Source organism: Saccharopolyspora sp. NPDC045839 (assembly GCF_056431645.1).
The window spans coordinates 1-25426 of the sequence record NZ_JBWKKH010000061.1 but is presented as its reverse complement, the minus strand read 5'-3'; the positions used below and the strand labels follow the sequence as shown (position 1 = coordinate 25426).

The window sequence follows — 25426 nt, the reverse complement described above, 5'->3', positions numbered from 1 at the left end:
CGGGCCGCCTCTCGGCGGGTGGCGCTGCTGGGCTCCAGCCGAACGGTATTCCCAGCAGGCGATAGTTGGAGCCCGGGGGCACACGCGCACGCCGGCAATCGGTTCAACGACCGAAACCCCATCGGGATTCCCGGCCGCGATCACACGTTTCGGGCGCGGCCCGGGACAGAACCCGAACCGCGCCCGGCGTCAGTTCCGCTACCCGCACCGCGGGCGAGGTGAGTCGGAAGCAGGCTTTGTCAGAAGCGCGGGTGGTTGCCGCGGAGGATCACTCGGTCTTCTTCGTTCGTTCCCTCGACGGTCGGCTGCTTGGCGATCTCGCCGAGGACCCAGGCGGGCACGTGGCGGGCCGTGAGCACCGCGAGGGCGCGGTCCACGTCCTCGGCCGTCACCACCGCGACCATACCGATGCCCATGTTGAAGGTGCGTTCCATCTCGTCGGCCTCGACCCGGCCGCGCTGGGCGATCAGCCGGAACACCGGGGCCGGCGTCCAGCTGCCACGGTCCAGCACCGCGGTCAGCCCCGACGGGATCACCCGCGCCAGGTTCTGCGCCAGCCCGCCGCCGGTGACGTGCGCGAACGTCCGCACGCCCGCCTCCGCCGCCAGCGCCATGCAGTCCTTGGCGTAGATCCGGGTCGGTTCCAGCAGTTCCTCGCCGAGCGTCCGGCCGAACTCCTCGACGTGGCCCTCCAGCGGCATCCGGGCGATGTCCAGCAGCACGTGCCGGGCCAGCGAGAAGCCGTTGGAGTGCAGGCCCGAGGAGCCCATCGCGATCACCACGTCGCCCGGGCGGACCTTGTCCGGGCCGAGCATCGCGTCCGCCTCGACCACGCCGACGCCGGTGGCCGAGATGTCGTACTCGCCGGGCGCCATCATGCCGGGGTGCTCGGCGGTCTCCCCGCCCAGCAGCGCGCAGCCGGCCTGCACGCAGCCCTCCGAGATGCCCTTGACCAGGTCGGCGATGCGGTCCGGCACGACCTTGCCGACCGCGATGTAGTCCTGCAGGAACAGCGGCTCGGCGCCGCACACCACCAGGTCGTCCACCACCATCGCGACCAGGTCGATGCCGACCGTGTCGTGCACGTCCATGGCCTGCGCGACGGCCAGCTTGGTGCCCACGCCGTCCGTGGAGGAGGCCAGCACCGGCTCCTTCCAGCGGTCGAGCTTGAGCTGGAACAGCCCGGCGAAGCCGCCGAGCGAGCCGATCACCTCCGGCCGGGTCGCGCGCTTCGCCCACGGGCGCATCTTCTCGACCGCCTCGTCACCGGCCTCGATGCTCACGCCCGCGGCGGCGTAGGTGGCTTTCGGACTACCGGTCTGGGCAGACCCTGCGAGCAGGTCTTCGGACACGACTGGCTCCACATCTTGGTGCGAGTTTCGGTTCGCCGGACGCGCATGTGTAGCACGGACAACGCTACGCGCCGATGGCGAACCCGGGTGCGGGAACGGTGCGATTCTCAGGGCCGCTGCAGCGCGTCGGCCGCGCCGTAGCTGCTCGGCAGCACCGGTTCGGCCGGCCCTGCGACACCGCGTTCGGCCTGGCTGAGGCCCTCCAGCAGGTACTTGCCGATCCGGGCGTCCTCCGGCAGCGGGATCGGGTAGTCGCCGTCGAAGCAGGCCGCGCACAGCCGGGTGCGGGGCTGCTCGGTGGCGGCGACGAGCCCGTCCAGCGAGACGTGGCCGAGGCTGTCCGCGCCGATGGAGCGGCGCACCCCGTCCATGTCCAGGCCGTTGGCGACCAGTTCGGCGCGGGAGGCGAAGTCGATGCCGTAGAAGCACGGCCACTTCACCGGCGGCGAAGCGATCCGGACGTGCACCTCGATCGCGCCGGCCTCGCGGAGCATCCGGACCAGGGCGCGCTGGGTGTTGCCGCGGACGATCGAGTCGTCCACCACGACCAGCCGCTTGCCGCGGATCACCTCGCGCAGCGGGTTCAGCTTGAGCCGGATGCCGAGCTGGCGGATGGTCTGCGACGGCTGGATGAAGGTCCGGCCGACGTAGGAGTTCTTCACCAGGCCGTTGCCATAGGGGATGCCGGAGGCCTGCGCGTAGCCGATCGCGGCGGGCGTGCCGGACTCGGGCACCGGGATCACGAGGTCGGCGTCGACCGGGTGCTCCTTGGCCAGCCGGCGGCCGATCTCGACGCGGGTGCCGTGCACCGAGCGGCCGGCGATCGTGGTGTCGGGGCGGGCCAGGTAGACGTACTCGAAGATGCAGCCCTTCGGCTTCGGGCTGGCGAAGTGCTGGGAGCGCAGCCCGTCCCCGTCGATGGCGAGCAGTTCGCCGGGCTCGACCTCGCGGACGAACGACGCGCCGACGATGTCCAGCGCGGCCGTCTCGCTGGCCACCACCCAGCCGCGTTCCAGCCGGCCGAGCACCAGCGGGCGGACGCCCTGCGGGTCGCGCGCCGCGTAGAGCGTCTGCTCGTCGCAGAAGACCATCGAGAACGCGCCGCGGACCGTCGGGAACAGCTCCATCGCTGCCTGTTCGAGACCCTTGTCCACGGCGAGCGCGGCCAGCAGGCCGGTCACCAGGTCGGAGTCGCTGGTGGCCCGCTCGCAGCCGTTGGCCGGCGAGGACGTGTTGGCCGTGGTGCCGACGCCCTCGGCGACGACCCGTTCCAGCAGCTCGGCGGTGTTGACCAGGTTCCCGTTGTGACCCAGGGCCAGGCCGTTGCCGGTGGCCGTGGTGCGGAAGGTCGGCTGGGCGTTCTCCCAGCTGCCGCCGCCGGTCGTCGAGTACCGGGCGTGCCCGACGGCGACGTGGCCGCGCAGCGACGCCAGGGTCTGTTCGGTGAAGACCTGGCTGACCAGGCCGAGATCCTTGTAGACGAGCACCTGCGAGCCGTCGCCGACGGCGATGCCGGCGGCCTCCTGCCCACGGTGCTGGAGGGCGAAGATCCCGTAGAAGCTGAGCTTGGCTACTTCTTCGCCGGGTGCCCAGACGCCGAAGACGCCGCATTCCTCGCGGGGGATGTCGCGTTCGAGGCTGGAGAGGTCCGTTGGGGTACTTGCGTTTGCCGGTTCGGGCCGGTCGGTGACCACCGAGAACTCCCTGAAGGACGAAGCCGGAGTTACACCTCAGTGTAAACAGGTGGCAACCGGCCCTACTCCGCCCCGATGCGTGTCCGCCATCTCATCCTCGGACCGGCCGTCGACGCGACGTGCAGGTTCGGTCACGGCTCGTCGATCCGGACCAGCGGAAGCCACTGCGAAACGTCCGAGCGGGAGCCGGAGGCGGTGAGCGCCCCGCGCTCCAGGGCGGCGGCCCAGTCGAGCCGCCCGGTCGCCAGCAGCAGCCAGGTGCGCGGGTCGGTCTCGACGACGTTGGGCGGCGTGCCGCGGGTGTGCCGCGGGCCGGTGACGCACTGCACTGCCGCGAACGGCGGCACCCGGACCTCGACGCTGTTGCCGGGCGCGACCTGCTCCAACGTCCGCAGGCTCAACCGCACGGCGGCGGCGAGCTCGGCGCGCGCCGGCTGCGCCGCCTCGCCGTCGAGCCAGGACCGAACGGCCAGCACGGCATCGCGCATTTCCCCGGGATCAACGGCACGGCGACTGGGCATGCCCAAAGCCTACGAACGCACCGGACACCGCCTCCGAGCACGTCTCGAACCGGTGGACACGCAATTTCAATGGAAATCGAAGGTCCGATTTCCATTGAAATTGCGGAAGTTGTCCACAGGCATCGGCGTGTCGGGGTGCGACACGCCGATGATCCGCAGTTTCAATTGAAACTGCGGATCACCCCGGGCTCAGAGCCAGCCGAGCTTGACCGCTTGCATGCCCGCCTGGAAGCGGGTTTCCACGCCCAGCCTCGAGATCAGCTCCCGCACCCGGCGATGCGCCGTGCGCGCGCTGAAGCCCATCAGCCTGCCGATCGTGTCGTCCGTGGCGCCGGAGGCGAGCAGCGACAGGATCCACCGCTCTTCCTCCGTCGGCTGGAGCTCGTGCCCCGACAGGTCCTGGTCCGCGGTGAACGGCGCCGCGAATCGCCACAGGTCTTCGAAGATCCTGGCGATCGCCGCCAGCATCGCCGAGCTGCGAACCACCACGGCGCTCTCCACCGAGGTCTCGCTCACCGTCAGCGGCAGCAGCGCGATCTCGTTGTCCACCATGATCAGCTTGGTCGGCGCCACGTGGATCACCCGCGCCTGCTCGCCCATCGCGACCAGCTTGGTGGTGATGTCCAGCTGCGGCGGGCGCGCCAGCGCGGACCGGTCGTAGAGCACTTGGTACTGGACGCCCTCGGCGAGCTTGCGCGATTCCAGCGAGTCCAGCGGACCCGTCGTCACGTACGGCGGCTTCGCCACGCCCTGGACCAGCTGCGTCGCGTTGCGCTGCAGCTCGTACGCGGCCCAGCCGACCCGCTTGGCCCCGTGCACGACCTGCAGCACGCCGCCGTTGCCCGACTGGGCCCGGGCGGCTCGCGTCACCGACGCGACCTGCGCCCGCACGGCCCGCTCGGTCAGCGGCTCGGTCGTGGCGGTGTCCCTGGTCGGCTCGTCCACCGCAGTCGGCGACTGCGTCAGCTCCTCGGTGTATCCGGGTAACACGGCACACCCCTCCTCGATGTGCCCCCAGCAGCACCGATTCGGCATCGGCACCGCGACGGACACTGAAACACCCCCGTGTTGGCAACGTATCCACCGGGAACGACCGCAGGAACCGACTTTCGCCGGATGCAGCGGATCGACCTTTGATTGACCCCTTTTGGCCGCACCCCTTGATCACCCGAATGGAGCAATTGGGCTCCCAGTCAATGGGAACCCCCCAGGCTCGACGTCAAGCGCGGACGGGCCCTTCCTGGCGATCCAGGAAGGGCCCGCGTGTCGCACTGCTACCGGATCAGAGGTCGCCGATCTGCAGCAGGTCGGTGATGGTGCCGTCCGGGGCGCTCTGGATCACGCCCTTCGAGGCCTGGCCCTGCAGCCCGGTGATGACGTCCGCGGGCTTCGCGTCCGGGTTGGCCTGCAGGAACAGCGCGCCGACGCCGGCCACGTGCGGGCTGGCCATCGAGGTGCCGCTCATCGTCTCGGTGCCACCGCCGGGCACGGTCGACACGATGTCCACGCCGGGGGCGTAGCCCTCGACGCTGGCGCCGAAGTTGGTGAACGAGGCGGAGCCGTCGGCGTTGTCCGAGGCCGCGGTGGTGAACACACCCTCCGCGCTGGCCGGGGACACGTTCTCGGCGTCCTGACTTTCATTACCGGCCGCCACCGCGAGGAAGACACCGCTGTTGACCAGGTTGGTCGCGGCCTCGTCCAGCGCCGGGTCCTTCGGGCCGCCCAGCGACATGTTCGCCACCGACGGGCCGGAGTGGTTCTGCGCGACCCAGTCGATGCCGGACACGACCTGCTCGGTGGTGCCGCTGCCCTGGTCGTCGAGCACCCGGACACCGACGAGCTTGGTGCCCTTGGCGACGCCGTAGGTGTCGCTGCCGATGGTGCCGGCGACGTGGGTGCCGTGGCCGTGCTTGTCGGAGCCGTCGCCACCGGTGGCGTCGAAGCCGATCTCGGCGCGCCCGCCGAAGTCGGGGTGCGACGGGTCGATGCCGGTGTCGATGATGTAGGCGGTGACGCCCTCACCGGTGCCCTTGGGGGCGTAGCTGTCGTCCAGCGGGAGCGCCGGCTGGTCGAGCCGGTCCAGGCCCCACGAGCCGACGGCTTCCTTTTTCGCCGGCTCGACCTGGACGCGGTAGCTCTGCGAGATGTTCTCGACCTTGCCGCTGGCGCGGACGGCCTCGAGCGCCTCGGGGCTCAGCTTCGCCGAGAACCCGTTGATCGCGGTGTTGTAGACGACGCGCGGCTGAACGCCGAGCTCTTCGGCGACGCCCTGCGCCGCGATGCCGTCCTTGAGGTTGACGATGTAGACGTCCGACTCCGCGCCCTGCACCTGTGCCTGCGGGTGCAGCGCCAGAGGCGCCAACTCGATCTGCGGCTGCGCGCCTGCCGGTGCTCCGGCGAACACGAGCGCCGCCGCGGCAACCCCTGCCCCGGTGCCGTAAAGCAGCTTCCTCATGTGTCCCCTCCTACGTTCATTCGCTCGGGTGGGGCCGAGCGAAAGGCGGTTCACGGCGGAACGTAACCAGGGAAAACACTCGTCCGGGTGATGTTGGCGATTTGTCGCCACACAATCGGGCGGTGGGGTGAACGAATTCCCAGCTCTGGGCGGACTACCGGGAATGAGCAGGTAAAACCGCACCCGCCGGGATTTCCGGCGGGTGCGGTGATTTGTTCCCTCAAGCCTGATTTGCGCGTTTTACGTAGCGGCTACCCAGCGTCGCAGGCGGAGGCGAACGGCCTCGACGTACTCGGGTTCGACCTCGGAGACCTCGTCGATCGACTCGGCGCCGTCGGGGGCGACGCCGTAGGTCATGCCGTAGTAGAGGTACAGCGCGCGCTCCTGCTCCAGCGGGAGATCGCCCTGCAGCAGGCTGACCCGGGGCGCGCGCCGGACCGCGTCCTTGTCGACCGCGATGGTGAGCGTGTCGCCGTCGAACGCCGCGCCCTCCAGCGGCGCGAAGCTCTCGTTCGTCCCGAAAAGTCCAGTTTGGACGGTGATCCAAGCGGGCTGCTCGGTGTCGTCGTCGATGAACAACTGGCCGACGATGCCGATCCGCTGGCCCTCCGGATCGAAGACCTCGCACCCGAACATCCGCAACGCTTCCCGCTGGCCGATCATCGCCGCCTCCTCCCCCTCGCCCTCCCACGGTCAGTCTGCGCCCGGAACGGTCGCGGCGGCACCTCGGAACGGCTGCATCTCCGACCGTCCACCGAGTACTCCGCCGGGGGCTGGCACCCTCGAAGGCGAGCCCCGGCACTCCCGCCGGGACCCGAACAGACCTACGGAGCTCCCGATGTCCCAGCCCGCCGACCGTCCCGCCCCGCCGATCAGCGCCGAAATGCGGGAGCACGCCAAGCAGAACCCCAACAGCTGGCTGTACATCGCCGATCCCGGCTACGCCGCCGACGGCGAGGAGGTCCCGCCGGAGGGCATCGTGGGCGCCTACCGCATCGACGCCGACGGCGAGATCGACGAGGACTTCCAGTTCAACGACAAGTACCAGCCGTCCGAGATGACGGCGAACCAGCTGGAACCGGCCAACGAGCTGGAACACGTGCTGGTGCGGATCGCCGCCGGCCAGCTGCCGGAGTCCGAGCTGCCCGCGGCGGTGCTCGACGGCGAGGTGCTGCTCTACGCGCCGAGCGCGGACGACCCGATGCTCTACACCGCGGAGTTGTCCGACGGCAGCCAGCTGGTGCCGGCCTGCACCTCGGCCGCCCGGGTTCCCGCGGACTGGCCCGGATTCCGCCGGGTGCCCGGGTCCGCGCTGCCGGACCTGCTCGGCGGTCTCGACCTGGGCCTGAACATGCACGACGCGATCCAGGCCGTGATCCCGAACCACGTCCTCACCGAGGCCGCCCAGAAACGGGACTGAGAACGGTGGCCGGAGCCGGGCGAGGTGCCTAGCCTCGGCAGTGTGACGGGCGATCAAGGACCAGGGCTCATCGAGGACTACGCCCTGCTGTCCGACCTCCGCACGGCCGCGCTGGTCGGCAAGGACGGCTCGATCGACTGGCTCTGCCTGCCTCGCTTCGACGCGCCGTCGTGCTTCGCGCGCCTGCTCGGCGACGGGCGGGACGGCCACTGGCAGATCGCGCCGACCGCGCCGGTGCACGAGGTCCGCCGCCGGTACCGGGACAACACCCTGGTGCTGGAGACGGAATTCCACACCGACGGCGGCGCGATCCGGTTGATCGACAGCATGCCGCCGCACGAGAAGAACCAGCACGACCAGCCCTGCCTGGTGCGGATCGTCGAAGGCATCGACGGCGAGGTGGACGTCAAGCTCCGCTGGGTGGTCCGCTTCGCCTACGGCGACGCGGTGCCTTGGGTGCGCCGGGTGCGCGAAACCGAGCCGGTGCTCGACGAGTACATCCTCGCCGTCGCCGGCCCGCACACCGCGGTGCTGCGCGGCGACGTCCTGCCGCAGCGCGTCGATCACGAGCGGGCGCACGAGGTGGTGCTCACGGTGCGCGCCGGGGAGCGGCTGTCCTGGGTGATGCAGTGGTCGCCGGACGCGCGGGACCTGCCCGCGCCGATGGATCCGGAGCAGGAAACCCAGGACAGCGAGGACTTCTGGCGGGAGTGGACCGGGAAGATCGACTACGACGGGCCGCACTCGGCCGCGGTGTACCGGTCGCTGGCGACCCTCAAGGCGCTGACCTACGCCCCGACCGGCGGCGTCATCGCCGCGCCGACCAGCTCGCTGCCGGAAGCCCTGCCGGGCAACCGGAACTGGGACTACCGCTACTGCTGGCTGCGCGACGCCACCTTCGTCCTGCTGGCGCTGGACAACTTCGGCTGCTCCGAGGAGGCCGCGGCGTGGCGCGACTGGCTGGTGCGCGCGGTCGCCGGCGATCCCGCGGACCTGCAGATCATGTACGGCGTCAACGGCGAGCGGCACGTGGTGGAGTGGGAGGCCGACTGGCTGCCCGGCTACCGCGGCACCGGGCCGGTGCGGATCGGCAACGCCGCCTTCCGGCAGACCCAGCTCGACGTCTACGGCGAGGTGCTGGACATGCTGCACCTGGCCCGCGAGCGCGGGCTGCCGGAGAACGAGGAGACCTGGGCGTTGCAGCGCGGCATGCTGCGGCACCTGGAGAAGATCTGGCAGCAGCCGGATCGCGGGCTGTGGGAGGTGCGCGGCCCGGACCGGCACTTCACGCATTCGCGGGTGATGGTCTGGGTGGCGTTCGACCGGGCCGTCCGCGCCGTGGAGGAGGACGGGCTGCCGGGGCCGGTTCAGCGGTGGCGGACGATCCGCGACACGGTGCGCGCGGAGGTCCTGGAGCGGGGCTGGAACCCGGAGGTCGGCGCGTTCACCCAGTACTACGGCGGGACGGCGCTGGACGCGGCCACGCTGCTGATGCCATCGGTCGGGTTCCTGCCCGGCGACGACGAGCGGATGGTGCGCACCGTCGAGGCGGTGCAGCGCGAGCTGCAGCACGACGGGGTGCTGGTCGACCGGTACAGCACCGGTGATCGGCGCAGCGAGGTCGACGGGTTGACCGGGCGGGAGGGCGCGTTCCTGGCCTGCTCGTTCTGGCTGGTCGACGCGCTGGCCTACTGCGGGCGGCGCGCGGAGGCGGAGCGGATGTTCGCCGAGCTGGTGGGCCTGACCAACGACTTGGGCCTGTACGCGGAGGAGTACGACGGCGCGAACGGCCGGTTCACCGGCAACTTCCCGCAGGCGTTCAGCCATCTGGCGCTGGTGAACTCGGCGGCGATCCTCTTCGGCGGCATCACCCGGGACCGCAAGAGCCGCCGCAACGGCCCCGCCACGACCACCTGAGCCCCGTACCTGCCGCAATTTCCATTGAAATCGGGTGTCCGATTTCAATGGAAATTGGAGGTCCAACTTCAATGGAACTTGCGGGTCATCGGCGTGTCGCACCACGACACACCGGTGGCTGTGGACAACTTCCGCAATTTCAATGGAAATCGGAGGTTCGATTTCCATTGAAGTTGCGGCTGAACCCGGAGTGGCAGGACTCGGGTGGGGTGTCAGTCGAGGTGGTCGGTGATGAACGTCGTTATCTCCGCCGGGGATCCCGGGCGGGCGAAGAGGTAGCCCTGGCCCGTTTCGCAGCCGATGTCCGCCATCCGGCGGGCTTGGGCCTGGGTCTCCACGCCTTCCGCCGTGACCGTCAGCCCGAGGGCGTGCGCCAGGTCCACCAGCGTTCCGACGATCCGCGCGTCGACCGGGTCGGCCCGCTCCGCGTCCCGCAGGCCCTCCATGAACGAGCCCGCGATCTTCAGCTCGTGCACCGGGAGGTGCCGCAGGTAGGCCAGGTTCGAGTACCCCGTGCCGAAGTCGTCGATGGCGATCCGCACGCCCATCCGGGACAGCGCGCGCAGCGCGTCCAGCGGCTCGTCGGCGGTGCCCATGATCGCGCTCTCGGTGAGCTCCAGCTGCAGCCGCGACGGCGCGAGCCCGGTCTCGGCCAGGATCTCCGCCACGTCGGACACCAGGTTCGGGTCCCGCGACTGCCGGACCGCCAGGTTGACGCTGACGAACGGCGCCGCCGCCCCGAATTCGTCCTGCCACTGCTTCGCCTGCCGGCAGGCCTGCCGCAGCACCCAGCGCCCGAGCGGCACGATCAGCCCGGTCTCCTCGGCCAGCCCGATGAACCGGTCCGGTCCCAGCCGGCCCAGCTCCGGGTGCGCCCAGCGGACCAGCGCCTCGACGCCGACGACGTTGAAGTCCCGCAGCCCGATCAGCGGCTGGTAGTCGACGTAGAACTCGTCGCGCTCCAGCGCGGCGGGCATCTTCGCCGACAGGTGGAACTGCGCGACCTCGGTGGCGTTGCGGTCCGGGTCGAACAGCGCCCACCGGCCCTTGCCCTCGGATTTCGCCCAGTACAGCGTCACGTCGGCGTCGCGCATCAGCTCGGCCGCGGTCTGCCCGGACACCGGCCGCTCGACGATGCCGATGCTGGCCGACACGGACAGCTCGTGGCCGCCGATGCGGACCGGCCGGACCAGCGCGTCGAGCACGGTGTCGGCGACCTCGACGGCCTGGTCGGTGCCGAACGAGTTCTGGATCACGATCACGAACTCGTCGCCGCCCATCCGCGCGACGAGCCGGTCATCGCCGTGCACCGCGGTGGCGAGCCGGTCGGCGACCGCCCGCAGCAGATCGTCGCCGACGTGGTGGCCGAGGCTGTCGTTGATGACCTTGAACCCGTCGAGGTCCATGTAGCACAGCGCCACCCGTTCGCCGGGTTCGTGCTGCTCGAGGATCGTGGTGAGCCGCTCCAGGAACAACGCCCGGTTGGGCAGCCCGGTCAGCGGATCGTGCATCGCCTGGTGACGCAGTCGTTCCTGCAGCATCCGCCGGTCGGTGACGTCCTCGATCAGCGCGACCTGGTACAGCGGGAGGCCGTCCTCGCCGCGGACCAGGGAGACGATCAGCTCGGTCCACACGGTGCCGCCGTCCGGGCGGACGAACCGCTTCTCCACCCGGAACTGGTCGCGTTCGCCGCGGACCAGTTCCTCGTACAGCCGCCAGGTGCTGTCGGGGTCGTCCGGGTGCATCATGTCCTGCACCAACATCCGGCGGAGTTCCTCGCCGGGCCGGCCCATGATCCGCACGAGCGAGTCGTTCACCTCGAGGATCCGGCCGGTCATGTCGCCGATCCCGATGCCGATCGCGGCCTCGGCGAAGATCGCGCGGAACCTGGCTTCGCTGGTGCGCAGCGCCTGTTCGACGGCATCTCGCGCGTCGAGCACCGCCTGCCGGATGGCCTCCTGCTCGTCCAGCGTCCGCTTGCGCGCGGCCTGCACGAAGCCAGCGCACAGCGCGCCCTGCAGAGCGGCGACGCGTTCGCGCCAGACCGGGCCGTCGTCGAGGTGCAGGACGTCGAGGATCTCGTCGCCGATGAGGTCGATCGTGCGGCCTAACGACTCCGCGCTGGTGAAGTGCACGGCGACCAGGTCCACGCCGATCGACCGTGCGGGGGACGGGTCGAACGGCTCGCCGAGCAGAGCGTCGACCAGCCGGTCGGTGTAGCCGTACAGGCGGCCCTCGACCTCCGCGCTGGTCATCGGTACGTAACTGGTGCCCATCATGGCCTGCGCCCAAACGGCTGCAAAGCGTCGTCGATCGGCTCGGTTCACCTCGGCGACCACCTCGTGAGCGCTGGGCACCGGCGCTGTCCAGCCAGTCATGCCTGGGGCGCCCTCCACTCGTCCTACTCGCCTGGGCCGTTCGTTCGGAGCATACGACCGGACCGGTCCGGCGGTCGAACATCAGGTACGGCACCCGGCGTAGGCGCTCACCTCATTCGAGCAGGCCATGCAGGGGGCTCACCCGGAGGGCAACTACCGTCCGCAACCATTCGATCACCGAAGCGCGGCTGCCGTGATACATCTGATGTTTTCGACGCACAGCCCCGCCGAGAGGTTGTGCGCGGCTCCGAACTCCACCCCGGAGACCGCCCGGTTCACTTGCGGTGTCCGGATTGAGCCATTCTGGTTAAAAACTAACACAAGATCTACATCTTTGGAAAACCATTCGCCACACTTTCGGGGCAGGACGCGTGGTCCCCCGACGACGCACCGCAACTACACCCCCGAGAGGTATCGATGAACCTTCCGAGTGGACGTGGTCGCCGATTATCACTGGTCTCCCTAGTATCAGTTGCCTGCGCAGGCGTTCTTCTCCTGTGCTCGCCCGCGCAAGCCAGCACACCCCTTCCGGGAAGGGAAAGCGCGATGAGCACGCAGGTGACCGGCGAACCACCGAGCGGAACCGAGACCGACACCCCGATGGGCTCGCAGATCCGCAAGCACGAGGGCGGCGGCGATGATCCGCTGCTCACCCCCGTCGTCGATCCGCTGGCCACGGTGGCCGGCATGGACGTCAGCGGCCACCAGGGCAACGTGGACTGGAACTCCTGGTGGGGCCAGGGCATGCGGTTCGCCTACGTGAAGGCGACCGAGGGCACCGGCTACAAGAACCCGTACTTCGCCCAGCAGTACAACGGTTCCTACAACGTGGGCATGATCCGCGGCGCGTACCACTTCGCGCTGCCGGACCGCTCCAGCGGCGCCGCGCAGGCCAACTACTTCGTGGACAACGGCGGCGGCTGGTCCAAGGACGGCAAGACGCTGCCGGGCGCGCTGGACATGGAGTACAACCCGTACGGCTCCACCTGCTATGGCAAGACCAAGAGCGGGATGACGGCCTGGATCAAGGACTTCAGCGACACCTACCACTCCCGGACCGGGCGCTGGCCCGTCATCTACACCAGCACGAGCTGGTGGAACCAGTGCGTGGACGGCGACTTCAGCTCGACGAACCCGCTGTGGGTCGCCCGCTACGCGAGCACCGTCGGCCAGCTCCCCTACAAGTGGGGCATCTGGACGATCTGGCAGTACACGTCGTCGCCACTGGACAAGAACACGTTCAACGGCGCTTACGACCGCCTCCAAGCGCTGGCCAACGGCTGACGCCACAACCCCGCGGTGCCGGCGAGCCCGGCACCGCGTCGTGCGTTCGGGGTGCGGTTGGGTGGCGTTTTCGCGCGAAAACGGCGCTCGCCACGCGTACCGGATGACGGTTTCGCGCGAAAACGACGTTTCCGCAGCCGATGTGAGGTGCCTATCCGCGCGATCTCCGAGTGCTGCGCTCCGCGCAGGGCAGAATCCCTCGCATGGGTGAGCGCAAGATCGGTTTGGTCGCGACGATCGCCGTCGCCGTCGTGGTCTTCGGCGGTGCCAGCGTCGCATTGCTGATCTTCGACCCGCGGACCACCGGCGCCGATGCCCTGCGAACCGGCGGGCTGGCGGCGGGATCGGTGGTCGCGCTCTACGCCCTGTGGCTCAACGACCGGCGCCGACGCGTCGAGGAGAAGCGGCAGGAGCTCGACAGCCAGCGGCAGGAGCTGGATCGGCAGCGCTACGCGCTCGAACAGCAGCGGCAGGCCCTGGAAGACCGGCGGACCGACCAGGACCGGGACCGCGCCGCCGATGAGCGCTTCGCGCGGTCGGTCGAGCTGCTCGGCAACGACGCCGACCAAGTGCGGGTCGGCGCCATGCACGCCCTCGCCGGGCTCGCCCGCAGCAATCCCGGCTACACCCAGACCGTGCTCGACGTGCTCTGCTCCTACCTGCGGCGGCCGTTCGAGCATCCGAAGTGGACACCGGCCTCGGAATTGCCGGCAGATCCTGGCGAATGGCCGGAGGCCGGCCCGGAGCAGGAGCGCGAACGGTACGTCCGGCAGACGGCGCAGCGCCTGATCCAGGAGCTGCTGCCCAGCACCGCCGACCCGGATCCGGAGATCTACGAGCTCGATCTGACCAGGGCTTGGCTGGAGCGGTTCAACCTGTCCGACCGGGTCGTGGGCCGCATCGCCGCCTACCGGTGCCGGTTCCGGCACACCACGAACTTCAACCGCGCCGTCTTCCACGGCCCGGTGCATCTCCGCGACAGCGTCTTCGCAGGACGGATCAGGGCGGCGGAGACCAGGTTCCGGCAGCGGCTGGAACTGCGCGGGATCGTCACGCACGGGCCGGTCGGTTTCGAGCGCGCCGAGTTCGAAGGTGCCGTGGACATGCCGGGATCCCACTGCATCGCGCACGTCTCCTTCGAGCGCGCGTCCTTCCGCACCACGCTCGACCTCCGGCGCACGCGCTTCGACGGCAGCGTCGACCTCCGCGTGGGCGAGCCGCTGCCCAGCGTCTCCCTGTACAACACCGAGGTCGACACGTCGACCGATGCCCAGGTGCCGGAAGGCTGGTCGTTCGAGCCGCTGACTGATGCGAATCGCGCACGCATCCGGGTGCACGAGGTCGGGCAGAATCCCTCGCATGGGTGAACGCAAGATCGGTTTGGTCGCGACGATCGCCGTCGCCGTCGTCGTGCTGGTCGGCGTCAGCGTCGCCCTGCTCATCTTCGACCCGCGAACCACCGGCGCCGACGCGCTGCGGACCGGCGGGTTGGCCGCCGGTTCGGTCGTCGCGCTCTACGCGCTCTGGCTCAACGACCGGCGCAGGCGCGTCGAGGAGGAGCGGCAGAAAACCGAGCGGCAGCGCCACGAGTTGGAGAACCGCCGGGCCGACCTCGACCGCGACCGGGTCGCCGACGAGCGCTTCGCCCGAGCCGTGGAACTCCTCGGGCACGAGGCCGATCAGGTCCGGGTCGGCGCGCTGCACGCCCTCGCCGGGCTCGCCCGCAGCAATCCCGACTACACCCAGACCGTGCTCGACGTGCTCTGCTCCTACCTGCGACGGCCGTTCTGGCACCACCGCCACGGCGATAACGCCCCGGCGTCCGCCGGAACCCCCTTGAACACCGACGACGGGCCGGTTCAGTGGTCCCGGGACGTGAAGGACGGCGCCGAGCGGAAGCTGCAGGTGCGGCTGACCGCGCAGCGGCTCATCGCCGACCTGCTCCCGGCAGCCGGTGACGAGGCCGCGCCGGCCTACGATCTCGACCTCACCAACGCCTCGCTGGAGTACTTCGATCTGTCCGACCGGAAGGCCGGTTCGTTGATCCTGCGGTACGGGAAGTTGTTCAGCGACAACAACTTCAGCCGCTGCGAGTTCCACGGCGACGTGTGGTTCACCGGAACGACAGTCGGCGCCGGGCGGCTGTACGGGCGCTTCCGCTGCGACGACGCGGTGTTCCACCAGCGCGCCTGGTTCCCCGGGGTCGAGTTCAACGGCCGGGCGAGCTTCCGCCGGACCCGCTTCCACGGCCAGACGAGGTTCGCCGACAGCCGGTTCGCCGGCTCGGTGTTGATGACGCGGGCGGAATTCCACGGCCCCGCCGATTTCCGCGCGGTCCACTTCGAGCACGACGCCGACCTGAGCGGCACGACGTTCCACACCGAGATCCAGCACACCGGCATCACGACCAGCCCGGACCGCGAGGCCGTCCTCCCCGACGGCTGGAAGGCCGTGCGCGCGTAAGGAGTGGCGGGCGCCGGGTCGGGGGCGAAAGCGCCCGGCCACCATGCGGCCCGGCGAGGGGAGGGAGTTTCGCCGGACCAGGTCTTGTGGGTCAGATGCGCAGCCGCGCCAGGGTTTCGGTGTTCAGGCAGTGCCGACCGGTGGGCTCCACTTCCCGTTGTCGCTCGGCCTCGACCTCGCCGATCAACTGCCACACGCTCAACGCGCCATCACCCGCACCGGCGTGCTGCACACGCGGAGCACGGACCAGCAACATGCTCACGATCAGCACGTTCACCAGCACCAAAGTGCTCACCTGAAGCCAGCACATCGACGTCTCCCCACCGTTGAAGTCCGTGCCGGTGCAGGGTTGGCACCGGTTCATCGGCGCCGTCAAGGGCGGCGTTTTCGACCGCTAGCGGATGTGCGAACGGCCCGTTCGCCTCGATTCACGAGGTGAACGGGCCGTTCGCGTCAGCTCTGGATCAGCCGAACAGCTTGGGGAGGGTGCCTTCCCAAGCTTCGCGCAGCTCCGCCAGCGGGATGTCCGCCACGTCCTGGATGTCGAGCGACTGCGCGCCCGCGTCCGCGACGCCGACCTTGGCCCACGGGAGGCCTCGGGCCGAGCACATGTCCGTGAAGCGGAGCTCCTCGGTGCGCGGCACCGCCACCAGGATCCGTCCCGCCGACTCGGAGAACAGCCAGACGAACGGGTCCACGCCCTCCGGCAGGACCACCCGGGCGCCGCACTCGCCGATCAGCGCCGTCTCCACCAGCGCCTGCGCCAGGCCGCCCTCGGAGAGGTCGTGCGCCGCCGAGATCATGCCGTCGCGGGAGCCCGCGAGCACGATCTCCGCCAGCAGCTTCTCGCGCGCCAGGTCGACCTTCGGCGGCACGCCGCCGAGGTGGTCGTGGGTGACGCGGGCCCACTCCGAGCCGCCGAGCTCCTCGTGCGTCTCGCCGAGCAGCAGCAGCGTTTCGCCTTCCTCGCCACCGATTCCGGTGGGGATGCGGCGGGTCACGTCGTCGATCGTGCCCAGCACGCCGACCACCGGCGTCGGCAGGATCGGCTTCGCGCCGGTCTGGTTGTAGAAGCTGACGTTGCCGCCGGTCACCGGGATGCCCAGCTCCTGGCAGGCGTCGGCCAGGCCGCGCACCGCCTGCTGGAACTGCCACATCACCGCCGGGTCCTCCGGCGAACCGAAGTTCAGGCAGTTGGTGACCGCCACCGGCGTGGCACCGGTGGTCGCCACGTTGCGGTAGGCCTCGGCCAGCGCCAGCTGCGCACCCGCGTACGGGTCGAGCCGGGTGTAGCGGGCGTTGCAGTCGGTGGCGACCGCGATGCCGCGCCCGGTCTCCTCGTCGATGCGCAGCACGCCGCCGTCCGACGGCTGGGCCAGCACGGTGTTGCCGCGCACGTACCGGTCGTACTGGTCGGTGACCCACGCCCGGGAGCACAGGTTCGGCGACGCCGCCATCCGCAGGATCGTCTCCCGCAGCTCGTCCTTAGTGGACGGACGGGTCAGCGTGTTCGCGCTGTCCGCGACGATCAGGTCCTGCTCGGCGGGCCGCTCGACCGGCCGCTCGTAGACCGGGCCCTGGTGCGCGACGGTCCGCGGCGGCACGTCCACCACGAGCTCGCCGTGCCAGAAGATCTCCAGGTTCTCGCCGTCGGTGACCTCACCGATGACGTTCGCGGTGACGTCCCAGCGGCGGCACACCTCCATGAACGCGTCCACGTTGGACGGATCCACGACCGCGCACATCCGCTCCTGCGACTCGCTGGAGAGGATCTCCGCCGGGGTCATCCCGGTGGCGCGCAGCGGGACCTGGTCCAGGTCGACCCGCATGCCGCCGTCGCCGGCCGACGCCAGCTCCGACGTGGCGCAGGACAGGCCCGCGCCGCCGAGGTCCTGGATGCCCACGACCAGTCCGGCGTGGTACAGCTCCAGGCAGCACTCGATGAGCACCTTCTCGGCGAACGGGTCGCCGACCTGCACGCTGGGCAGCTTCTTGCGGCCGCCGCCGCTCTCGTCGCCGTCGAACGTCTCCGACGCCAGCACCGACACGCCGCCGATGCCGTCGAGACCGGTGCGCGCGCCGAACAGGATGATCTTGTTGCCCTTGCCGCTGGCGTGCGCCAGGTGCAGGTCCTCGACCTTCATCACGCCCACGCACATGGCGTTGACCAGCGGGTTGCCCGCGTAGCACTCGTCGAAGACGACCTCGCCGCCGATGTTCGGCAGACCCAGGCAGTTGCCGTAGCCGCCGACGCCCGCGACGACGCCGGGCAGCACGCGCTTGGTGTCCGGCGCGTCGGCCGGGCCGAAGCGCAGCGGGTCCGCCACCGCGACCGGGCGGGCGCCCATCGCCATGATGTCGCGGACGATGCCGCCGACGCCGGTGGCCGCGCCCTGGTAGGGCTCGACGTACGACGGGTGGTTGTGGCTCTCCAGCTTGAACGTGACGGCCCAGCCGTCGCCGATGTCGACCACGCCCGCGTTCTCGCCGATGCCCGCGAGCATCTTCTCGCGCATCTCGTCGGTGGTCGTCTCGCCGAAGTACTTCAGGTGCACCTTCGACGACTTGTAGGAGCAGTGCTCGCTCCACATCACCGAGTACATGGCCAGCTCGGCGTCCGTGGGCCGGCGGCCCAGGATCTCGCGGATCCGGGCGTACTCGTCGTCCTTCAGCCCGAGCTCGCGGAACGGCTGGTCGACGTCGGGTGTGGACTTCGCGTGATCGACGCTATCCACGTTCACGATGTTGGTCACGCTGCCACCAGTGCATCCAGAACGGACAGGAACATGCCGAGGCCGTCATCGGTGGGGCCGGTCAGCGGGTCGATCGCGTGCTCCGGGTGCGGCATCATGCCCGCGACCCGGCCGCGCGCGTCGGTGATGCCCGCGATGTCGCGCCGCGAACCGTTCGGGTTCTCGCCCGCGTAGCGGAACAGCACCCGGCCTTCGCCTTCGAGCTCGTCGAGGACGGCCTCGTCGGCCACGTAGTTGCCCTCGCCGTGCTTGATCGGGATCAGCAGCTCGGCGCCCGCGTCGTAGCGGGTGGTCCAGGCGCTGCTGTTGTTCTCCACCTTCAACCACTGGTCGCGGCAGACGTAATGCAGGCCCGCGTTGCGGGTCAGCACTCCGGGCAGCAGCCCGGACTCGCACAGGATCTGGAAGCCGTTGCACACGCCGAGCACCGGCATGCCCTTGCGGGCGGCCTCGACGACCTCGGTCATGACCGGGGCGAACTTGGCGATCGCGCCGCAGCGCAGGTAGTCGCCGTAGGAGAAGCCGCCGGGGACGACCACCGCGTCCACGCCCTTGAGGTCGTGGTCGGCGTGCCAGAGGGCGACCGCTTCGGCACCGGCACGGCGCGCCGCTCGGGCGGCGTCCACGTCATCGAGGGTGCCTGGGAAGGTGATGACGCCGATCTTCGCGCTCATGCTTCCACCCGGCGGACGGTCCAGTCCTCGATCACCGGGTTGGCCAGCAACGTCTCGGCGATCTTGGCGAGCGTTTCGTCGTCGACGTCGTCGGCGACCTCCAGCTCGAACCGCTTTCCCTGGCGGACTTCGGTGATGCCGCCGAAACCGAGACGGGGCAGCGCGTTCGCCACCGCCTGTCCCTGCGGATCGAGGATTTCCTGCTTCGGCATGACGTCGACAACGACTCGGGCCACGGGTGCTGCTCCCGGTTTCCGTGCAGATCCGCCGGGACCCCGGCGGATGGCCAGCAGTACCGCCAAAGGGTAACTGAGCTGGGCGTTCACCCTGCCGGGTAGGGGCCGGAGGTGCGGCGTGGCTCACGACACCCTTCTCTCCGTGTGTCTTGCGCCACATTTTTCGCACGTTGTCTAAACCTTTGGCCCGTTGGCCGTCTATTACGACCGGGGCACCGAAACCCGGGCCCCGCTTGCAGTTACCTAGGGGGAACGCACACCGATGCGCACAATCAAGACGCTGATGACGGCCGGCCTGCTCGCCGGCCTCGCGCTGACCACCACCGTGCCGGCGACGGCGGCGCCGAGCCCCGGCCCGGCGGCCGTGGCACCGGCCGAGAACGCACTGCTGACAGCCGACAAGTCGCAGGTCCGGGCGGGCAACACGCTGGTCCTGCGGCTGGAGCACGGCGCCGAAGGCGTCAACTGGATCTCGTCGGCGGCGTTCGTGCGCAACGGTGAGCACCCGTTCGACGCGGACGAGGGCCTGGCCCAGGTCGTGAACGACCGCGACGGCAACGCCGAGGCGGTGGCCACCATCGCCGACGTCGCGCCCGGCGAGTACACCGTGCACACCCGCATCGGCGGCGGCGCGGGCCCGACAATGAAGATCACCGTCACGGAGTGACGACCCGGAAGATCACCGTCACGAAGTGACCTGTTGATGAGAGGGGCGTCCCCGACCGGGGGCGTCCCTCTCGGGATTCAGCTGATCGCATAATCCCGTTCACCTGCAGCGAGAACCGTCGCGGTGCCCGAGCCGGTCGGGGCAGGGTGCCGATATGCGGATCCTGGTTCTGGGCGGAACGGTTTTCCTCGGGCAGGCGGTGGCGGCCGAGGCTCTCCGGCGGGGGCACGACGTCGTCTGCGCGGCGCGCGGCACGAGCGGCGACATCCCCGACGGCGCGAAGCTGGTGGCGGCGGACCGGGAGCAGGGCCTCGGCTCGCTCGCCGGGGAACGGTTCGACGCCGTGGTCGACGTGGCGCGGAACTACCGGTGGGTGCGGGACGCCCTCGACGTCCTGGGCGCGACGGCCGGGCACTGGACGTTCGTGTCCACCATCAACGTCTACGCCGACAACGAGACGCACGGCCTGAGCACCGACGCCGAACTGCTGGAGCCGATCACCGACTCCGACGACGTGAGCACGTCCGAGTCCTACGGCGGGATCAAGGTGGCCTGCGAGAACGCGGTGCGCGCCGCGGTCGGCGACCGGGCCTTCGTGCTGCGCCCCGGCCTGATCACCGGGCCGAACGACCCCTCGGACCGGTTCGGCTACTGGCCGGCGCGGATGGCGCGCGGCGGTCGCGTGCTCGTGCCGGACGCCGGCCACCCGACCCAGCACGCCGACGTGCGCGACCTGGCGGCGTGGATCGTGGACGCCGAGGAGAAGGGCCTCACCGGCACCTTCGACGGCACGAGCCCGACCACGCCGCTCAACGAGCTGCTGTCGCAGATCGCCGAGCTGGTCGCGCCGCCGGGCACCGAACTCGTGGCCGTTGCGCCGGAAGACCTGACCGAGGCGGGCGTGCAGCCCTGGGCAGGCCCGAAGTCGCTGCCGTTCTGGCTGCCGGAAAGCCACCAGGGCATCGCCGCGCGCAACGCGCGCCCCAGCCTGGACGCGGGCCTGCGCATCCGGCCGCTCGCCGAGACGGTGTCGGCGGCGCTGGAGACCGAGCGCTCGCTGGGCCTGGACCGAGAGCGTCGCGCGGGGCTCACCCCGGAGGAAGAAGCCGAACTCCTCGCCACCCTCCCCCACCGGACCCGGTGACCTCGGCGTTCCCGCCACAGGTCCAGATGCGGTGACCTCGGTGGTCCGCAGTTTCAATTGAAACTGCGGACCACCACCGGCGTGTCGGGGTGCGACACGCCGGTTCCTGTGGAGAACTCCCGCAATTTCAATGGAAATCAGAGGTCTGATTTCCATTGAAATTGCGGTCCACCGGGGGGACGAGGGGTGACTTCGAACGGGCTCGAAGGGATTCGCGCCGATCAGAGGGGGGTCGCACGGGTCCCGAGGAAGGAGATCCGTGGGTCCGAGTGGTGGGTCGGTGACCTTGCGTTCGGGGTAGATCGAGCGTGGAAGAGTGGACCTGCTCGCTCATCTAGGAGGAAACACCGTGCAGATCACCCACTTCGGACACGCGTGCGTGCTGATCGAGACCGACTCGGCGCGGCTGCTGATCGACCCCGGCACGTTCTCCGCCGACTTCGAAGACCTCCGCGACCTCGACGCCGTGCTGATCACGCACCAGCACTTCGACCACCTCGACCTCGACCGGCTCCCGGCCCTGCTCGCCGCCAACCCGGACGCCCGGCTGGTGGCCGACCCGGGCTCGGCGCCCGCGATCGCCGAGAAGGGCCTGGCCGCGACCACCGCGCGCCCCGGCGAGTCGCTGGAGCTGGGCGGCGCGTCGATCAACGTCGTCGGCGGCACGCACGCGGTGATCCACCCGGACATCCCGGTGATCGACAACATCGGCTACGTCGTCGACCACGGCGCCTTCTACCATCCCGGCGACTCGTTCTTCGTGCCGGAACAGCGGATCGACGTGCTCGGCGTGCCCACCGGGGCGCCGTGGCTGAAGCTCTCCGAGGCGGTCGACTTCCTGCGCTCGGTGGCGCCGCGAGCTGCGGTGCCGATCCACGAAGCGGTGCTGGCGAACCCGAACATGCACTACCGCATGTTCGAACAGCTCGGCCCGAAGGACACGGCCCTCGAAGTCCTGACCAAGGGAGCCCAGACCGCGGTCTGACCCGGCGGCGGGCTGGCTCCGTGGCGGGTCGTCCCCGCCGCGCCAGGCGCCGGTTTCGCGCGAAACCGTCACCAGCCACGCGTGGACGCGCCGGTTTCGCGCGAAACCGCCATCCGCGGACTCGCACCGCAACGGGAGCGACCAAAGCGGCGACTTCGCGCGAAATCACCCCCGGCCACGCGTGGGGTACGGCGATTTCGCGCGAAATCGCCATCCCTCGGCGTGCTGCGCCTCGCGTCAGGCCGCTGGTTCAGTCGTCGTCGCGGTCGTCGTTCTGGTCGTCGATGTCGTGGTGGTCGTCGCGGTCGTCGAAACGGTCGTCCAGGTCGAGGCGGTCGTCCAGGTCGAGCTGGTCGTCGCAGTCGTCGAAGCGGTCGTCGACATCGTTGCGGTCGTCGAACTTGTCGTCCGCGTCGTCGAACCGGTCGTCCGCGTCGTCGAACCGGTCGTCCGGGTCGTCGTCGAAGCAGACCGGGGCCGGTTGGGCGACCGGGGGCTGGTCGACCGGGGTCGCCGCTCGCGGGGTTTCGGCCGTGCCGGTGTCCGCGGCGAGCGCGGCTCCGGTTCCGCCGAGGCCCACCAGCGCTACCGCCGCCACCGCCGCGAGCCAGGTCCGCTTCGTGTTCCGAATCCGCATCGTCCTCGTCCTCCATTGGCTGCTTTCGCCTGACGAGAACCAGCTTGGGCGCCCACCGTGAGGCGACCCTGAAGGTCGAATGAAGGGGTTCTCATCCTCGGGCCGGCGTCGCGGAGCGGCGGGCGAACGAGGCATAGGTGACCGGCCGCGCGCCGTGGTGCAGCGCCAGGTCCACGGCGTCCAGGAGCGCCTGCCTCGCGGCCGGTTTCCGCAGCTCGGCGGCGTCCATCGCGAGCCGCACCGGTCGCCCGCGGCGCGCCGCCCGCTCGACGCCCAGCACCAGCGCCCGGCACCACCACGGCTCCGCACGCTCGCCCGGGCCGAGCATCCGGATCCGCGCCCGGTGCACCTGGCCGGTCGTGAGATCCCGGACCCCCATCGCGTCCGCGCAGACGGAGAATCCGCGCCGCTGCAGCGCGGTGACCGTGCCGGGCGAGGCGAGCCAGCGCGGCGGGATGAAGCTGTTCGTCCGCAGCCCGACCTGTTCGAGCACCGCCGACGCGGCCGCCAGCCGCAGCCCGGCTTCGTGCGCCGGCAGCTGGGCGGCCGGGGCCAGGCGGGCGCGCAGGCCTGGGGACAGGCGGGCGAAGCCGTGCAGGCTGATGGCGTCGCGCCGCGTCAGGCGCTCGGCCACCCAGTGCAGCAGCGGGGATTGCGGGTTCCGCGCCTCGAGGTGATCCGGGCGCGGCGAGATCAGCAGGGACAGCGGGACCTGGCGGCGGTCCAGTTCCGCGGCGAATTCCGCGCACTGGTCCAGCACCCGGAGCCCAAGGCCGGACAACGACACGACGAGCGGCGTGCTCACGGTCCCTCATTCCGCCTGGTCCGGGTGTCCACGACCTGACGGCCAGGTGTCGCCCCGGCGCAAATCCGGCGAACCTCCACGCCGCCACTTTCGGCAGGCCAGGTCCCGGCACGACGCCGACACGCCGACGCATACTCCGACCGGGGGAAACCGAGCCGAAGGCAGCGCCTCCCGAGCCATGCGGGGTTACTGCGTGGGGGCGGGCCAGTCGGCGAAGGAGCGGCCGGTGATCCGCTCGTACGCCTCGACGTAGCGGGCGTGCGTGGCGTCGAGGACGTCGGCCGGCAGCGGGGGCGGCGGGGTGTCCGAGGCGCGGTCCCAGCCGGACGCCGGCGAGGTCAGCCAGTTGCGCACGTACTGCTTGTCGAACGACGGCTGCACCTTGCCCGCCTCGTACCCGTCCGCCGGCCAGTACCGCGACGAGTCGGGCGTGAGCACCTCGTCGCCGAGCACCAGCGAACCGTCCCCGGCCAGGCCGAACTCGAACTTGGTGTCCGCGAGGATCACGCCGCGACCCCGCGCGTGCTCCGCCGCCCGGCGGTAGACCAGCAGGGTCAGGTCGCGCAGCTCCGCGGCGCGCTCCGCGCCCAGCTGCGCGGCGACCGCCTCGAAGCTCACGTTCTCGTCGTGCTCGCCGATCTCGGCCTTCGTCGCCGGGGTGAAGATCGGTTCCGGCAGCTCGGACGCCTCGACGAGCCCGCCGGGCAGCTGCACGCCGCACACCGCGCCGGTGCGCTGGTAGTCGGCGAGCCCGGAGCCCGTCAGGTAGCCGCGCGCCACGCACTCCACCGGCAGCATCTCCAGCCGCTTCACCAGCAGTGCGCGACCGCGCACCTCGCCGGGGATGCGCGGATCGTCGGCGGCGACCAGGTGGTTCGGCATCACGTCGGCGAGCAGCTCGAACCAGAACACGCTCATCGCGGTCAGCACCCGGCCCTTGTCGGGGATCGGGGTGTCGAGCACGTGGTCGTACGCCGAGATGCGGTCGGAGGCGACCAGCAGCAGGTGTTCGTCGTCCACGGCGTGCAGCTGGCGAACCTTGCCGGCCGCGATCTGGGGGTAATCGGCGAGTGCAACCACGTGCGGATTGTCTCGCACCGGGGCCAGGGCACTCGCACGCGGGCCGGTGGTAAGAACCGGCGTGGGCCGTCCGGACCAGCCCCGATCGAGCACAGGAGGACTTCGTGACCGAGACATTCACCGACTGGCTCCGCCAGCGCAGCGAGCCCGACTGGACCGCGGTCGTCACGCACCCGTTCACCGGGGCCCTGTTCGACGGGCTGGTGCCGGTCGAGTCGATGCGCTCCTACCTGGTGCAGGACTACCAGTTCGTCGACGACTTCCTGGCGCTGCTGGGTTCCGCGCTGGCCAAGGCGGATCGCTACTCGTCGCGGCTGGCGATCGCGGGCAGCATCGCCGTGGTCACCAGCGAGGAGAACACCTACTTCCAGCGCTCGTTCGACGCACTGGGCGTCGGCGAGGCGGACCGGGTGCGCCCGGTGCTGGACGAGGCGACGGTGGCGTTCCGCGACGTGATGAGCGACGCCAACGTGAACGGCAGCTACGCCGAGGTGCTGACGGTGCTGACCGTCGCGGAGTGGACCTACCTGGAGTGGGCGATGCGCGCGCCGGCCTCGCTGCCGGAGAACTTCGTGCACGCGGAGTGGATCACGCTGCACAACAACCCCGGTTTCCAGGGCTGGGTGCGGTGGTTGTGCGGCGAGCTCGACCGGATCGGCGCCGACCTGGACGAGCGCGAGCGGGCCCGCTGCCTGCGCGTGTTCCAGCAGGCGACCCGCTGCGAGCTCGACTTCTTCGACGCCCACTGGAAGTGATCCGGGCTCGCGCGGTGCCTCCGCAGGGACCGCCCTGGGAGTAGTGCGGCCGCGCGGTGCGGGGCGCCGTTTTCGCGCGAAACCGTCGCCCCGCAGGCGTGGCGAACGCCAGTTTCGCGCAGTGATGATGTGGGTGGTGATCGTCCGGGGCGTCTGACTCGGTTTCGCGCTGACGCCTGTGGGTTGTCTTGGTTTCGATCTGTCGG

At 70.3% G+C, this 25426-nt stretch carries 23 protein-coding genes; 9 read left to right on the top strand and 14 right to left on the bottom strand.

Translation table 11 applies throughout. The annotated features are described in order from the left end of the window. Positions 1-239: 239 nt before the first annotated feature. The 6 genes from purM to AC07EQ_RS42280 all read right to left on the bottom strand — a co-directional run bounded on the left by purM (position 240) and on the right by AC07EQ_RS42280 (position 6685). Positions 240-1352: a phosphoribosylformylglycinamidine cyclo-ligase gene (gene purM / locus AC07EQ_RS42305; protein ID WP_478393420.1), complete on the bottom strand. Its 1113-nt coding sequence runs from the start codon at positions 1350-1352 to the stop codon at positions 240-242. A 107-nt stretch (positions 1353-1459) separates the two neighbouring features. Beyond that, complete coding sequence (gene purF, locus AC07EQ_RS42300) at positions 1460-3046, bottom strand: amidophosphoribosyltransferase (protein ID WP_478393419.1); 1587 nt, start codon at positions 3044-3046, stop codon at positions 1460-1462. A 131-nt stretch (positions 3047-3177) separates the two neighbouring features. Continuing rightward, complete coding sequence (locus AC07EQ_RS42295; protein WP_397527784.1) at positions 3178-3567, bottom strand: sterol carrier family protein; 390 nt, start codon at positions 3565-3567, stop codon at positions 3178-3180. Positions 3568-3756: 189 nt separating this feature from the next. Beyond that, positions 3757-4557: a DNA-binding response regulator gene (locus AC07EQ_RS42290; protein ID WP_478393418.1), complete on the bottom strand. Its 801-nt coding sequence runs from the start codon at positions 4555-4557 to the stop codon at positions 3757-3759. Between the two features lie 292 nt (positions 4558-4849). Then, positions 4850-6022 (bottom strand): S8 family peptidase, encoded by a 1173-nt coding sequence (locus AC07EQ_RS42285; protein ID WP_478393417.1) that lies wholly within the window; start codon positions 6020-6022, stop codon positions 4850-4852. A gap of 240 nt (positions 6023-6262) precedes the next feature. Next, positions 6263-6685: a PRC-barrel domain-containing protein gene (locus AC07EQ_RS42280; protein WP_358580856.1), complete on the bottom strand. Its 423-nt coding sequence runs from the start codon at positions 6683-6685 to the stop codon at positions 6263-6265. Positions 6686-6860: 175 nt separating this feature from the next. Between AC07EQ_RS42280 and AC07EQ_RS42275 the strand changes: the two genes are divergently transcribed. Together AC07EQ_RS42275 and AC07EQ_RS42270 are read left to right on the top strand one after the other, a co-directional pair. Beyond that, a complete protein-coding gene (locus AC07EQ_RS42275; RefSeq protein WP_478393416.1) occupies positions 6861-7442 on the top strand; it encodes a type VII secretion system-associated protein in 582 nt (193 codons plus the stop codon). A 42-nt stretch (positions 7443-7484) separates the two neighbouring features. Further along, positions 7485-9359, top strand: a complete 1875-nt coding sequence (locus tag AC07EQ_RS42270) for a glycoside hydrolase family 15 protein (RefSeq protein ID WP_478393415.1) — start codon at positions 7485-7487, stop codon at positions 9357-9359. A gap of 212 nt (positions 9360-9571) precedes the next feature. Here the strand turns inward: AC07EQ_RS42270 and AC07EQ_RS42265 are convergent, their stop codons facing one another. Beyond that, positions 9572-11638, bottom strand: coding sequence for a putative bifunctional diguanylate cyclase/phosphodiesterase (locus AC07EQ_RS42265; RefSeq protein WP_478393414.1), 2067 nt, complete (start codon positions 11636-11638; stop codon positions 9572-9574). 645 nt (positions 11639-12283) lie between these two features. On the opposite strand from AC07EQ_RS42265, the gene AC07EQ_RS42260 reads away from it, so the two are divergent. The 3 genes from AC07EQ_RS42260 to AC07EQ_RS42250 all read left to right on the top strand — a co-directional run bounded on the left by AC07EQ_RS42260 (position 12284) and on the right by AC07EQ_RS42250 (position 15484). Beyond that, the gene (locus AC07EQ_RS42260) at positions 12284-13021 is read left to right on the top strand and encodes a lysozyme (protein WP_478393413.1); all 738 of its coding nucleotides are present in this window, start codon (positions 12284-12286) and stop codon (positions 13019-13021) included. A gap of 203 nt (positions 13022-13224) precedes the next feature. Then, positions 13225-14388 (top strand): pentapeptide repeat-containing protein, encoded by a 1164-nt coding sequence (locus tag AC07EQ_RS42255; RefSeq protein ID WP_478393412.1) that lies wholly within the window; start codon positions 13225-13227, stop codon positions 14386-14388. Then, entirely contained in the window at positions 14381-15484 is a 1104-nt protein-coding gene (locus AC07EQ_RS42250; protein ID WP_478393411.1) for a pentapeptide repeat-containing protein, read from the top strand. The genes AC07EQ_RS42255 and AC07EQ_RS42250 overlap by 8 nt, the downstream gene beginning before the upstream one ends. Positions 15485-15575: 91 nt before the next feature. Here the strand turns inward: AC07EQ_RS42250 and AC07EQ_RS42245 are convergent, their stop codons facing one another. The 4 genes from AC07EQ_RS42245 to purS all read right to left on the bottom strand — a co-directional run bounded on the left by AC07EQ_RS42245 (position 15576) and on the right by purS (position 19147). Continuing rightward, positions 15576-15794 (bottom strand): hypothetical protein, encoded by a 219-nt coding sequence (locus AC07EQ_RS42245; RefSeq protein ID WP_478393410.1) that lies wholly within the window; start codon positions 15792-15794, stop codon positions 15576-15578. A 154-nt stretch (positions 15795-15948) separates the two neighbouring features. Continuing rightward, positions 15949-18237, bottom strand: a complete 2289-nt coding sequence (gene purL, locus AC07EQ_RS42240; protein ID WP_478393409.1) for a phosphoribosylformylglycinamidine synthase subunit PurL — start codon at positions 18235-18237, stop codon at positions 15949-15951. After that, positions 18234-18911, bottom strand: coding sequence for a phosphoribosylformylglycinamidine synthase subunit PurQ (gene purQ, locus AC07EQ_RS42235; RefSeq protein WP_478393408.1), 678 nt, complete (start codon positions 18909-18911; stop codon positions 18234-18236). Before purQ ends, purL begins: the two co-directional genes overlap by 4 nt. Then, positions 18908-19147 (bottom strand): phosphoribosylformylglycinamidine synthase subunit PurS, encoded by a 240-nt coding sequence (purS, locus tag AC07EQ_RS42230; protein WP_478393407.1) that lies wholly within the window; start codon positions 19145-19147, stop codon positions 18908-18910. The genes purQ and purS overlap by 4 nt, the downstream gene beginning before the upstream one ends. A gap of 262 nt (positions 19148-19409) precedes the next feature. Between purS and AC07EQ_RS42225 the strand changes: the two genes are divergently transcribed. The 3 genes from AC07EQ_RS42225 to AC07EQ_RS42215 all read left to right on the top strand — a co-directional run bounded on the left by AC07EQ_RS42225 (position 19410) and on the right by AC07EQ_RS42215 (position 21943). Further along, complete coding sequence (locus AC07EQ_RS42225) at positions 19410-19814, top strand: hypothetical protein (protein ID WP_478393406.1); 405 nt, start codon at positions 19410-19412, stop codon at positions 19812-19814. A 154-nt stretch (positions 19815-19968) separates the two neighbouring features. After that, positions 19969-20958, top strand: a complete 990-nt coding sequence (locus AC07EQ_RS42220; RefSeq protein WP_478393405.1) for an NAD-dependent epimerase/dehydratase family protein — start codon at positions 19969-19971, stop codon at positions 20956-20958. A gap of 349 nt (positions 20959-21307) precedes the next feature. After that, positions 21308-21943 carry an MBL fold metallo-hydrolase gene (locus AC07EQ_RS42215; protein WP_478393404.1) on the top strand — a complete coding sequence of 212 codons (636 nt, stop codon included), beginning with the start codon at positions 21308-21310 and terminating at the stop codon, positions 21941-21943. A gap of 250 nt (positions 21944-22193) precedes the next feature. Here the strand turns inward: AC07EQ_RS42215 and AC07EQ_RS42210 are convergent, their stop codons facing one another. The 3 genes from AC07EQ_RS42210 to AC07EQ_RS42200 all read right to left on the bottom strand — a co-directional run bounded on the left by AC07EQ_RS42210 (position 22194) and on the right by AC07EQ_RS42200 (position 24465). After that, positions 22194-22580, bottom strand: a complete 387-nt coding sequence (locus AC07EQ_RS42210) for an ATPase (protein ID WP_478393403.1) — start codon at positions 22578-22580, stop codon at positions 22194-22196. Positions 22581-22671: 91 nt separating this feature from the next. After that, positions 22672-23385, bottom strand: coding sequence for a DUF2334 domain-containing protein (locus AC07EQ_RS42205; RefSeq protein ID WP_452615184.1), 714 nt, complete (start codon positions 23383-23385; stop codon positions 22672-22674). Between the two features lie 186 nt (positions 23386-23571). Beyond that, positions 23572-24465, bottom strand: coding sequence for a phosphoribosylaminoimidazolesuccinocarboxamide synthase (locus AC07EQ_RS42200; RefSeq protein WP_478393402.1), 894 nt, complete (start codon positions 24463-24465; stop codon positions 23572-23574). A 104-nt stretch (positions 24466-24569) separates the two neighbouring features. On the opposite strand from AC07EQ_RS42200, the gene AC07EQ_RS42195 reads away from it, so the two are divergent. After that, positions 24570-25220 carry a TenA family protein gene (locus AC07EQ_RS42195; protein ID WP_478393401.1) on the top strand — a complete coding sequence of 217 codons (651 nt, stop codon included), beginning with the start codon at positions 24570-24572 and terminating at the stop codon, positions 25218-25220. The last annotated feature ends 206 nt before the right edge of the window (positions 25221-25426 follow it).